Origin of the sequence: Enterobacter cloacae complex sp. 6730903, assembly GCF_048283985.1 — a bacterium.
Taxonomy (GTDB): Bacteria; Pseudomonadota; Gammaproteobacteria; order Enterobacterales; family Enterobacteriaceae; genus Enterobacter; species Enterobacter hormaechei_C.
Map to the genome: position 1 here is coordinate 165,261 of NZ_JBLVXX010000004.1, position 12,479 is coordinate 177,739.

Here is a 12,479-nt window from a genome sequence, read left to right on the forward strand (position 1 = left end):
TAAATTTACTCTACCCAACCGCCACCCAGCGCGGTAAACAGATTAATTTCGTTAACCTGCCGGGAATAGGTAAGATCGAGAATGGTTTGCTGGGTAGCGAAGAGGGAACGTTCTGCATCCAGCACTTCGATGTAACTGACAGCACCACTTGCATACAATCCTCTGGCACGCTGGAGAGTTATCTGAAGTGAATCAAGATAACGCTGCTGTGACTCAAGTTGCTGGCTAAGGCTGTCGCGCAGCGCAAGCGTGTCGGAAACATCCTTAAAGGCTGACTGAATTTTTTGTTCGTAATTAACCACCGACTGTTGCTGGCGAATTTCAGCCAGCTTCAGATTGGCTTTATTCCTGCCAGCATTAAATATAGGAATTTCAATTTTAGGGATAAAATTCCACATTCCACTTCCTGACGTAAACAGGCTGGACAGCTCCGTACTGCTTGCGGAAAGACCACTGGTCAGGGTAATTGAGGGGAAAAAGGCCGCTCGCGCTGCGCCAATATTGGCATCAGCCGCTTTCAGCTGATATTCCGCTTCCATAATATCCGGTCGCTGCAGCAAAATTTGTGAAGACAGATTTGGTGGCAATTTTACTGGGGCTATCTCCCCGCCTTTCATCCCTTTTTCTGACGGAAGTGCGCGGTACGTTCCCAGCACCAGTTGCAGGGCATTGTTTGCCTGAGCCAGATCGCCTTCTCGTTTGGCTATTTCGGCGCGGGTACTTTCGATTTGTCCTCGCGCCTGTTCAAGTGCCAGAACGTTCGTACTCCCGGTCACGAGCTGCTGCTCAACGAAAGCATAGGACTGTTGATAATTTTTCAGCGTTTCCCGCGCAATACGAAGTTGTTCGTACGCCAGTTGCTGGCTGAAATAGCTTTGTGAAACGTTGGATACCAGCAGGATGTGTACGGCCCGACGGGCTTCTTCGCTGGCAAAGTAGTTCTGGCGATCAGCATCACTCATGTTCTTAAGTTTGCCGAAAAAATCGAGCTCATAGCTGAGCTCCAGTCTCGCGTCGTACTCCTGTGTGGTCGGCTTGTCACCTTTCAGACCACCGCTGTATGTTATCCCGGATGAGGCATTCAGCTGGGGATAACGATCTGCATCCGTGACGTTGAACTGGGCTCGGGCCTCTTCAACCTTCAGGGCAGCCATTCTCAAATCACGGTTATTAGTCAGAGCTTCACCGATCAACCGGGTAACCTGGGGATCGACAAAAAAGTTACGCCAGCCCGTATCCTGATAGCCATTTACCGCTGGCGTCAGGCTGTTATGGGACAGTGAAAACTGCTGGGGTACCGGTGCTGCGGGCCGCTGATATTCAGGCGCAAGCGACACGCAGCCTGCCAGGATGAATATCGTGCTAATGCTGAGTAATTTTAATTTGAACATAACGCTTCTCGTCCAGGCAGACCTGGTAAATGGTTCAAATGAAGTCCAGAGTATTGATAGGGGTACTTTACCTAACGCTCTCTGTTTGCCGGGTGACAGGATAATGACAATGTTGTCATTTTTGCTGTAATCCGTTGATAACGATCGTGGGCGCAATAGAATGACATTAGCAGCCAGCCGGGGAGCAAGATGAAAATATTGATCGTCGAAGACGAAATTAAAACAGGTGAATATCTCAGCAAAGGGCTTACAGAGGCAGGGTTCGTAGTGGATCACGCTGATAATGGTCTTACCGGATATCATCTCGCCATGACAGCCGAGTATGATTTAGTCATTCTGGATATCATGCTACCTGATGTGAACGGCTGGGATATCATCCGCATGCTGCGCACTGCCGGAAAGGGTATGCCGGTCTTACTGCTGACAGCCCTCGGCACGATCGAACATAGGGTCAAAGGACTGGAACTGGGTGCGGACGATTATCTGGTTAAACCCTTTGCGTTTGCCGAACTGCTCGCCCGGGTGAGAACCCTTCTGAGGCGGGGAAACACGATGATCACGGAAAGCCAGTTTAAGGTGGCTGACCTCTCGATTGATCTCGTATCCAGAAAAGTCAGTCGCGCCGGAAACCGCATTGTGCTCACCAGTAAAGAGTTCAGCCTGCTGGAATTCTTCATTCGCCATCAGGGAGAGGTTCTTCCCCGCTCCCTGATTGCCTCTCAGGTCTGGGACATGAATTTTGACAGCGACACTAATGCGATCGATGTCGCAGTAAAGCGACTCCGCGCTAAAATAGACAACGATTACGAGACAAAGCTGATCCAGACAGTCCGGGGCGTGGGCTACATGCTGGAGGTCCCGGATGCATAGCAAACCTTCCAGACGCCCTTTCTCACTCGCTCTGCGGCTGACCTTTTTTATCAGCCTGTCCACGATACTGGCTTTTATCGCATTCACCTGGTTTATGCTGCATTCTGTTGAAAATCATTTTGCCGAGCAGGATGTCAGCGATCTTCAACAAATCAGCACCACACTGAACCGTATACTGCAGTCCCCGGTGGATCCGGATGATAAAAAAATAAGCAAAATAAAGGAATCAATTGCCAGCTACCGCAACGTTGCCCTTTTGCTCCTCAATCCCAGGGGGGAAGTGCTCTTTAGCTCAGCTCAGGGGGCGGCACTACGCCCGGCAGTGAATTCAGCAGATTTTAGCGAGCACAGCCGCGCACGGGATGTCTTTCTCTGGACGGTGGAGGAGCCTGCGGGACCGATGGATACCGGGTCCGAAATGAAGATGGAAACATACAGGATTATCGCCTCCTCTGGTCAGGCGATATTTCAGGGCAAACAGCAGAACTATGTCATGCTGACTGGCCTATCCATTAATTTCCATCTCCATTACCTCGATGCGCTGAAAAAGAACCTGATTGCGATTGCCGTCGTGATAAGCCTGTTGATTGTTCTGATCATTCGAATCGCTGTCCGTCAGGGGCACCTGCCCCTTCGTAATGTCAGCAATGCCATTAAAAACATCACCTCCGAGAATCTTGATGCGCGACTGGAACCGACACGCGTTCCCATTGAGCTGGAGCAACTGGTTATCTCGTTCAATCATATGATTGGAAAGATTGAGGATGTCTTTACCCGCCAGGCCAATTTCTCTGCCGATATCGCGCATGAGATCAGAACGCCCATCACCAATCTGGTGACGCAGACTGAAATCGCACTGAGTCAGGATCGAACACAGAGGGAACTTGAGGATGTCCTCTATTCCAGTCTTGAAGAGTATAACCGGATGACCAAAATGGTCAGCGATATGCTGTTCCTGGCACAGGCAGATAATAATCAGCTGATACCTGACAGGGTCATGTTTGACCTCAGAGCGGAAGTCATGAAAGTCTTCGAGTTTTTCGAAGCCTGGGCCGAAGAACGCAATATCACGCTCAAATTTAACGGGATGCCCTGCCTGGTTGAGGGAGATCCACAAATGTTCAGAAGGGCGATCAATAATCTGTTATCCAATGCCCTGCGTTATACCCCGGAGGGACAGGCAATCACCGTCTCAATAAGAGAGCAGGAGAGCTTTTTTGACCTTGTGATTGAAAATCCGGGGAAACCAATCCCTGAAGAGCATTTATCAAGGTTGTTTGACCGTTTTTATCGGGTGGATCCGTCCAGACAACGAAAAGGAGAAGGCAGCGGCATCGGCCTTGCGATTGTGAAGTCAATCGTGGAAGCACATCACGGAAGAGTGCAGGTGGAATCGGACGTACACTCAACGCGTTTTATCTTATCCGTGCCCAGACTGGAGAAAATGATTCCGGACACCCAGTGCTGGGAATAAAGATTTAAATGACAAAGATGTCATTAGCCTGTCATGCAGCAAACAGAAGCCATTCGATATAATTAGTGCAACTTATCAGGAAGGCTGGATTGCTTTATCAATATCCGGCGTCAGTGGACGCCAGGAAATGAATATCCAGTCCCCTCCCGGAGAAATAAACACTTCCGAACCTGTTTCAGTTATGGAACTGAAAACACCGGTTGTACTCCCCCGGACATCACTAATTAAGAAATGGAGAGTTATCATGAAAAATATCGTATTAGCATCCTTGCTGGGCTTTGGCTTAATTTCTTCGGCCTGGGCCACTGAAACCGTGAATATCCATGAGCGGGTCAACAATGCACAGGCACCTGCTCACCAGATGCAGTCTGCTGCGGCTCCTGTCGGGATCCAGGGGACTGCACCTCGTATGGCCGGTATGGACCAGCATGAACAGGCCATTATTGCTCATGAAACCATGACGAACGGGTCGGCGGATGCGCACCAGAAAATGGTGGAAAGTCATCAGAGGATGATGGGAAGTCAGACCGTTTCCCCTACCGGGCCGTCGAAGTCATTAGCGGCAATGAATGAGCATGAAAGAGCTGCAGTTGCCCATGAATTTATGAATAACGGTCAGTCTGGCCCACATCAGGCCATGGCCGAAGCGCATCGTCGCATGCTCAGTGCAGGCTGACGGCGAGGGAAGTATCTGTGCTGTCCTTATTTCCTTGATAGATTTTTCCGTAACCGGATATATGGCAACATCTTTGCCCCCTACAGGGGGCATTTTTATCAGATTCTGCTACAGTTAACGGGCATCAACGCTAAAAGGATATTTTTTATGAAAGCCAGAAACACTTTATTTGCAGTATTAATGTTATCCCTGCCAGCGATTTCAGCAGAACATTCAGAAATGAAAATGACTGATATGTCTACCTCGGCTTCGTCACAGGAATATATGGCTGGCATGAAAGACATGCATGACAAAATGATGGCTGCCGTAAATGAGTCCGATCCCGACAAGGCTTTTGCGAAAGGCATGGTAGCGCACCATGAAGGGGCAATAGCAATGGCTGAGACCGAGCTCAAATACGGAAAAGATCCGAAAATGAGAAAGCTCGCGCAGGACATCATTAAAGCTCAAAAAGGTGAAATTGAGCAGATGAATAAATGGCTTGATAGTCAAAAGTAAACATTGTAGAAATGTCACGACAAGCGTGATTTTACATCGTTCCTGGGCGCGGGAGTCGGTTAATCTTTATATAATTCAAACCCGATTAATTTCGGGTTTTTACTACTCTGTACTCCGGTCCTTTGTTGAGGACCGGAATATATGCACCTGAGATGCTTATTTAATACATTATCTCGTCATGGATACAATGTCGCTCAGGATCTCAACCAGCTCGCTTCTCTCCTGCGTTCCGTCATGATAGGTTGATCTTGAGATGATTCTTTCTGATGTCATCTGAGGCCAGAATTTATCTAGTACATTATCGGGTTTCATTCCCACAGCCCGGCCGATTATTTTTTTAGCGTCACAGGTGTCCGTAAACGTGACGGCTACACCAGTAATTTCCTCGATAAGATCCGGGCACAGATAGTTTTCTATCTCACGTTTGCGCGTAGCGAAAAATACCTTACCGGCCTCCTCTACTTCTTTTTTACGCTTCTGGATGGACAGAACCTGTGCAGGGTCTCCCCCAATATCGGAGTCCAGAAATACGCACCAGGGAAGCCCCAGATCTTTGGCCAGATTCAATGTAACCCAGTGTTTGACGCTACCACACCCTCCTATGAGGACTGGCACTATTTTCACGTCCTCCAGAGAGGCTGGCAGCGCACCTGACTGTTTTAATGAACTGGCCGCATGCCTCAGGAAAGTAACATCCGACTTTCCCTCTACCAGAACAATCCCCTGCGCCCTTTCCATACCGGTCTCTGGCAGCACCCCCAGGCTTTCAGTGGCTTCCTTCAGCACTGCGTCATCCGGCATTTTTACTACGGGTTCACCCGCCTCATTTCGGGTAACATAACGTACGCCTTCGACAGGGATTAATCCGGCCAGCGCCGGGACATGGGTGGTGACGATAATCTGACGGTGCGGCTGGCCTGCCAGTGCCAGTAACGCTTTCATCAGCATCATCTGATAGTTCGGATGCTGTGACGTTTCAGGCTCCTCTATGGCATAAATCACATTTCTGGGCGTCCCCGCGACATTCTTTTCAGCCTCAGCCCGAAAAAAATTCAACAGGATAAGCCTCCTTATCCCGCTGCCGCGCTTATTGATGGGGATGCCATTTTCCCCGTCCAGGGTGAAATTGAAGGTCCACTTGGGTTTCTCCTTAAATCGTGGAGTCAGTTCACTGGCGAGTTCGGGGGCCATTTCACGTAATTTATCCAGCGTTCTCTGTGCGACATCCAGGACGCTGTCCTGAATCTCATTTTCCAGCGCTGTAATTTTGTCCTGCAGCGCAGCCTGAGCGTCTTTTACGGCCTGCTGTAAGGGGTTTTTAGCTTCGGAATCCCCGTCGCTGCTTTCCCTGTCGGCTTTGAAAATCGCATACGTGGGCAGCAAATCGAGGATCTTACCCCATAATGATTTTGTGTCGGTTCCGAACTCTTTATCGACATCCAGCATAATTTCCGAACAGGTATAGGGGGCTGCGGCTTCCCTGATGGCCTGACGCCATAACGATGCAGTGCGTTTATCCGCCACATTTTTTTCAACTTCTTTTCCCACCGCCTTGAGCTCAGAAATTTTCATGCCCAGTAAATTTCTCAGGGGCTCCTCATCCGGGTGGATGCAGCGGATGCAGGTCTGCTCCGGTTTTCCTGAGGTCGTTGCTTTAAACGTTTTGACGATTTCAAAATTGCCGTCCTCATTCAGCAGATGTTCTGAGGCGAGCGTGGTCTGCACCCTGTCGTCGATCATGATAAAATCGGGCAGGTCATCAAATTCACAGGCTATTTCAAAACGGCCGTCCCCTTCTCTTAGGCTGAAACAGTTCATGTCATTCTTGTCAGCCTTCATTCCTTCTGTTTCAAAAAAAATAGCCAGCGCTTCCAGAAGCGTTGATTTCCCAAAGTCATTACGACCGATAATACCCGTCATGCTTTCATCAATAATGATTTCAGTAGAGTTTCTGTAGCCTCTGAAGTTTTTCAGTTTTAATTTTCTGAGCCGCATATGAAGTCCTGTGTGTAAGAAAGCGTTTTGCTGCAACCTGAATACAAAATATATTTTCAAATGCCTGCCAACAAGCAGGGATAACCGTTATTCAGACTATCTTAACGACATTTCGGGATTATGATCTGGTCGCGCTTTCAGAACTTTACTGCCCCTCAAAACACCGGAAACTAACTTGTGGTTGGTTACATGGCAAAGTTAAAACTCCAGAATCACGGGTAATGATTTCAATGCTTATTATATTTTTTGGAATTGACTCATGAGCCTGTCTCTTATAAATGATAATAATAACCATTCTTTTATGCGTAATATTTGCTACTGACACTGATGAATTTAAAAGAAGATAGATTTTCATTTACGGATTATTTCCTAAATTCATCGATAATGTGATCGACATAAAATTTTCACTGAAGAATGAAGAGATAATTTAAGGCCGAGCGAAATAGCTCAAAATGGTGTATTTAACATAACAGAAGAAATGAAAGGCTCTATCGCAACCTGATACTTCAGGCCGCTAAGGGGTTAATCTTGTTGAAGAAAAATTAGACCGGGAAGCGCCAGGCGTCACCATTTCTCCCGCCTGGCTGGAAGTGAAGAATAATTGTGCATAGCTCCGTATTCGGGCTTTGCATCTGACAATGGTTCCCTGGATGAAAGTACGATCTCCACTCCAAGGACGCTGAACACCCTAAACAAACGCTCAAAACCCGCACTTGCAGGGTTGGCCTCTAGTCGGGCATAAGTTTGCTGTGTTATACCCAAACGTTCAGAAACATCTTTTTGCGTCAGTCCATTGGCTTTGCGAAAGCCGATTAAAACAGGACGTAACTGATTCAAAGTCTTCAAAGCGTATTGAGTGTTCATAAGTGACCTTCCGTATCGACGAGTTAACAAGCATAACGCAGGGATTTACAGCATATAGGCTGTAATGCTCATTAACAGACTATAGGCTGTAATACGAATCCTGCCAAGATGCGGCATCTTTCAAATACAAGGCCGTATTGGGTAAGCAGTACACCGTTATATAGCACCCCTTGCCCCTTTGCTGGAGAGGGACCCACGTGATCGCAGGTCTTTTAGACGTTGTTGCTAACCGGCATCATACACAGGTGGTAACCCCCAGGGAAACTCTATGAGTGATAATTTATTCCTGCCCCAGTCAAAATATAAAACCTTATCTAACTAGCTTTCTTAGTATTTTATAAATGAAGTGAAATTAGCGAAGAAGTTTTACATTGTAAAGTGAGCAAAAATATTTACCATTCAACTGGCAAAATTTACAATCTGCAGCCCTTAGCCTGAGAAAATGCACATTAACAGAATAATCATCAAGTCCGATAGAGGCATAACTTACGTCCTCAAAAATATCAGAAATAAATGAGTTGAAATTACAAAAATTAACTTCACTTAACATCTTGAACACCGCAGAAATATATCTATCATGCATTATCTTGACTTCGATAACCTTAGATAAACTTGAATGCGACTTACATTTGAAGAGATCAAAGAGAAAGTAAATCAGCATATTTTTATTGTCCGAAATCCATTTTAAAATTTTATTACGTGCACATGGTAATATATACACTGGATTTTTGAAAGGGTTTGAAACGTCAACCACAAGGGAACAATAACCATGAGGATTTATTCCACTTATAATTAAGTCACTAAGTCCTTTCACTGCATTCAAATAGTTATCAAAACAAACCTCATATAAACTGGTACTATGAACTGCACATTTAGATTCAAACAACCATCTATGACGCAGATAACCAATGCCTTTAGAGTGTATATCTTCAACAATACATTTGTGACAGTAACGAATGTTTGAGATGTTTACCAATGGATATGAATTAGTTATGTGAAAATTTTTCCGACAGGCATCTTCAACAGCGTTAAAATACCCGTAAACACCAGAAGATAACGACACTATATTGGAAGTTAGTATATAACCATTTCTAGTGGCAAGAATGTCATATATATCCTGCAAGCTATGCAATTTGTACATATCAATCAGTTCGAAACGAGGAAAGGCATCGTACCTTAGTGCGCCATGCTTTGATATTATGTTCCTGCAATTGGATAAGTTATACATTATCTGTGAACGCAGAAGAAAACTGTGCCACAATTCATTTTCGTAAACCATATAACTCCCTCTTATTTAATTAGTTCCATTTTTCTGAGAAGTATCATTGTCATTGGTAGTTTATCTCTGTATTTCAAAAGCCAGCCATGCCCTCCCAGTAAAGCATCTAGACTTGTAAGTGACATCGAGTACTGCCCCTGAGATAAAACATCATTTATTAATGATGATGAGATAATATCTCTCTCGCTCCAGTCTACTCTTTTATTTTTATAGCATCGTATTGTTTTAGGAAGACAGGAATTAAGCCAGTCACATTCATGTTTATTTAGCCAATAGAAACTTGCATAACAACTTTCTTTGACTAACTTTCGTGTTATAGAAACGGATTGATTATGTATAAATCTTAATATTTTCTGCTTATGACGCCGTCTTAAAGAATCTTTTTTACATTTTTTACGCCATGAGCATAAACCGTAACAAGATGAAATTACAGAGGATACAGCTCCTTCCGATAATGAGTTTTTCTCAGCTATGGATGCCAGACTAAACCCCCTTACAGCCATAGACTTGATAAGCAATTCAGTGAATATATTAATTTTTGTGTTTCGCTTAAACGCCCTCAGGTATTTTTTATAAATAAGTGTTTTAATGTAACATCTGCTGCGACTAAATTCCTTCCCAAGGTTGCTAACACTAGTATTATTTTCAACTATATGAAAACTGTATTTCTTATGACTTTTAAAGATTTCTTTCTTTTTATTAGTACGACTTCCTGCATACGTTGGCCAGCAAGTATTTAACAAACAATAACAAAGCAAAAGATGCTTTGTGGGATGCTGACAACATTTGTCTTTGAGTATAGGCTCCCAGTAATGATAATCAGTTAGGGATGTTGGTATAAGTCCCGATGAACCCTCCCCAAATAACTGGCACTTAGCATAAACATGTGCGTAGAATACATTTTTCTTTAAATTTCCATCCAATGATAATAAATTCAACTTTTTAAGTACATCCATGTAATTGGGGTGTGTAATATCTTTTCTTCTGATTATATTTAGGGACTTATAACAAAACTTAGCAAAATCGAAGTCTATCTCATTGCTAAGTTGTTCTGTATACGAAACAGGAGGCATCAGTCCAATACGTATGTGCGGTGAAGAAGGGACATGGATGCTTTCAAGCGCTACCGGATGCCGATGGCAGGTTGTAACCCCATGAAGCTGATGCGCCAGATGCCAATAAGTAACACCATAATGAAAAGTATCTTCACGAGCGCAAACCGGGCAAAACTTCAATAGTGTGCGCTGCCCTAGTGAAAAATTACTAAGGCGGCACAATCGATTAAGCCTGGCAGGGGTCGTGTTGAAATCCATAATTTCATTACGACTGATTGGTAGTGCCCAGGCAAAAAGAGGGAGTAAAGTCTGTTCATGCCAGAGCTGATCTGCCCTTTCGGATGTATGAAGAGAAATAGCCTTTAATCCTGAATTGAGAATTGGATGGACGTTCATATCAGGTTTGTTGAAAATGATCGTTAACAGAGAAGATGGGGACATACCGTACACGGTAGTTGTCCGACAAAACCGGCTGAACAAGGATTCATCAGGCAAAACAGGCAACATTCTCATTTCCCACACCTCTCTTTGACCGTTACGAACTGTTACCTCATTACAATTTATTAAGTGGATCTATATTTATAAGCCCGCAACGCTGAAGAGCATCGTAGGTATTTTTCTTTTCAGCTGTTCTGTTGATAACAAGATCGTGGTCAAGAGACAGTATTTTCTCGTCGAAATTGCGCAAAACCTCGTCTATTTTTCCTACGAATTCCTTGTGCTGTGGCCTGTCTATATCCCCAGGGATCAAAGACTTTAGGGACTTCTCTGCCATGATTTTAGCCGAAGCATCACCCTCATTAGATGCAGAGAGCCATTTAGCTTCCTCATCTTCAGTCGCGGCCCCCGGGAGTGGAGTATCCTTATATTCCTCCGTATGACTCACGAGTACCGGTACAGAGGCCGACAAGACTGCGCCAGTGATGATTTCATTGCCGCTACCGATAACCTTTAATTGTGCCCCCCGATAAATCATCTGAGCCAATCCAATATTGCCTTTAGATAAAATGAATAATTTTTCGTTTAACTCATCATTTAATGGAGTTTCAACATTTGTCCATTGTAATGGCCATAAATAATGAATAAACGATTGCCAGTCTTGTGAATCGTATCTAACATTCTTAATTTTCATGTAACCACCAGACTCTGCCCGCCTGGCAATTCTCATTTTCTTTGTCAGCGTCTCGTCAAAAGGATGATTTCCACAAAAAACCATAGATACCCCCATGGAATCTACAATTTCATGTAAAAAATCAATCAACTTACTCTCACCCCCGGTTCTTGAAAATTTAAGCCTCTGCATTTCATCAATAACAAGGATACCCAAAAATGATGATTTAATTCTTTGTGCAATCTGGCGAGCCAGAGCACCATTTCTAATCTCAGGTGTAGTTCGTTCAATACCAATTGCATCATCTAATTTTTGTAAAATCTCTTCACAAAGGTCTCTCACACTTGAATTGTATGGACAATTAATCTTTACCCATACAATTTGCTTACTGAAGCCGGGAAAAACTCCTTTATAGCTGCTGTGTTCTATAATCTGAGGGAAATGATCCATGACTTGCTCAATCATGGTAGTTTTTCCAGAACCACTCATTCCAACTATCGTAATAGTTTCAGCCTGGGATTTAAAATATCCACTTTCTGGCTCAATATCAGGACGCTCATTTCCATAGTAATGAAGATATTGAATTGTTCCGCTTTTTAAAGGATTACGAGCTGCATAGCTTTCCCTAAGTGCCCGTAAGATCATCTTATAAGCCTGGATAAGATTGGTTTGAGGGCAACGGAATTTCTTTATACGTTCGACATACTGCTCTCTAACATTCGCCGGGGCAGTCCAGCGGATTTTTTCGTCAATTTCGGGGAAATAACTCATTTCCAGAAGTACTTCATCTTCCGTAAGCGCTTCAGGAAGTGCTTCAATTAAGGGATTGCCACGATACTCAGGTAACTCCTGTTCTTTATATATCGCTGAAACGCGCCGTATAAGATTCATTATTCTGCGTCCTCAGTCTTCTTCTTACCTTTTAACCATCTTTGTTTCTCCTCCCGGCCAGGCAAAAGCAGAACATTACTGGATGAAGGAAGTAGGGGTTCAGATCTTCCATTAGCAACATGAGTTCGCCCTAATGAATCAAGTTCATTTTTCCTGTTCTTTTTAATATCTTTACCATGTACCCGGCGAGATTCGTATATTTCATTTAATCTTTCGTTACCTTTCCTGTTAAATTCATCTTTATTATTGATATTGCTGAGCGAATCCAGAGTAAATAAATTAATTTCTTTTTGAGTATCTACCCAATCAGCCATTACATCTGTATCAAGATGAGCTTTCCCTTTAAATACATCTCTTTTCTTAAGTAGGTAATGT

Annotated in this window: 11 protein-coding genes; 4 read left to right on the forward strand and 7 right to left on the reverse strand. The window is 44.2% G+C overall.

Annotated features, from left to right (window positions below; all coding sequences use genetic code 11):
* Window positions 1–5: 5 nt before the first annotated feature.
* Entirely contained in the window at window positions 6–1,391 is a 1,386-nt protein-coding gene (gene silC, locus ACNQ0W_RS03565; RefSeq protein ID WP_000475506.1) for a Cu(+)/Ag(+) efflux RND transporter outer membrane channel SilC, read from the reverse strand.
* 189 nt (window positions 1,392–1,580) lie between these two features.
* Between silC and silR the strand changes: the two genes are divergently transcribed.
* The 4 genes from silR (at window position 1,581) to ACNQ0W_RS03585 (ending at window position 4,909) form a co-directional block, all read left to right on the forward strand.
* The gene (gene silR / locus ACNQ0W_RS03570) at window positions 1,581–2,261 is read left to right on the forward strand and encodes a copper/silver response regulator transcription factor SilR (RefSeq protein ID WP_000697968.1); all 681 of its coding nucleotides are present in this window, start codon (window positions 1,581–1,583) and stop codon (window positions 2,259–2,261) included.
* Window positions 2,254–3,735 (forward strand): copper/silver sensor histidine kinase SilS, encoded by a 1,482-nt coding sequence (gene silS, locus ACNQ0W_RS03575; protein WP_032980331.1) that lies wholly within the window; start codon window positions 2,254–2,256, stop codon window positions 3,733–3,735. Before silR ends, silS begins: the two co-directional genes overlap by 8 nt.
* Window positions 3,736–3,979: 244 nt before the next feature.
* Window positions 3,980–4,411, forward strand: coding sequence for a silver-binding protein SilE (gene silE / locus ACNQ0W_RS03580; protein WP_000790485.1), 432 nt, complete (start codon window positions 3,980–3,982; stop codon window positions 4,409–4,411).
* Window positions 4,412–4,558: 147 nt separating this feature from the next.
* Window positions 4,559–4,909, forward strand: a complete 351-nt coding sequence (locus tag ACNQ0W_RS03585; protein WP_000647571.1) for a DUF305 domain-containing protein — start codon at window positions 4,559–4,561, stop codon at window positions 4,907–4,909.
* Between the two features lie 168 nt (window positions 4,910–5,077).
* Here ACNQ0W_RS03585 and ACNQ0W_RS03590 read toward each other — a convergent pair whose 3' ends face one another.
* From ACNQ0W_RS03590 to ACNQ0W_RS03615, 6 genes are all read right to left on the reverse strand, one after another.
* Window positions 5,078–6,904 (reverse strand): AAA family ATPase, encoded by a 1,827-nt coding sequence (locus ACNQ0W_RS03590; protein ID WP_001710867.1) that lies wholly within the window; start codon window positions 6,902–6,904, stop codon window positions 5,078–5,080.
* A 564-nt stretch (window positions 6,905–7,468) separates the two neighbouring features.
* Window positions 7,469–7,768 (reverse strand): helix-turn-helix domain-containing protein, encoded by a 300-nt coding sequence (locus ACNQ0W_RS03595; RefSeq protein ID WP_001097216.1) that lies wholly within the window; start codon window positions 7,766–7,768, stop codon window positions 7,469–7,471.
* Between the two features lie 352 nt (window positions 7,769–8,120).
* The gene (locus ACNQ0W_RS03600; protein WP_000262423.1) at window positions 8,121–9,047 is read right to left on the reverse strand and encodes a hypothetical protein; all 927 of its coding nucleotides are present in this window, start codon (window positions 9,045–9,047) and stop codon (window positions 8,121–8,123) included.
* An 11-nt stretch (window positions 9,048–9,058) separates the two neighbouring features.
* Window positions 9,059–10,615, reverse strand: a complete 1,557-nt coding sequence (locus ACNQ0W_RS03605) for a TnsD family Tn7-like transposition protein (RefSeq protein WP_006810538.1) — start codon at window positions 10,613–10,615, stop codon at window positions 9,059–9,061.
* A gap of 40 nt (window positions 10,616–10,655) precedes the next feature.
* Window positions 10,656–12,104: an ATP-binding protein gene (locus tag ACNQ0W_RS03610; RefSeq protein ID WP_001049180.1), complete on the reverse strand. Its 1,449-nt coding sequence runs from the start codon at window positions 12,102–12,104 to the stop codon at window positions 10,656–10,658.
* Window positions 12,104–12,479: hypothetical protein (locus ACNQ0W_RS03615; RefSeq protein WP_122648088.1), on the reverse strand; the 376-nt coding region annotated here is incomplete at its 5' end. The genes ACNQ0W_RS03610 and ACNQ0W_RS03615, both read right to left, overlap by 1 nt.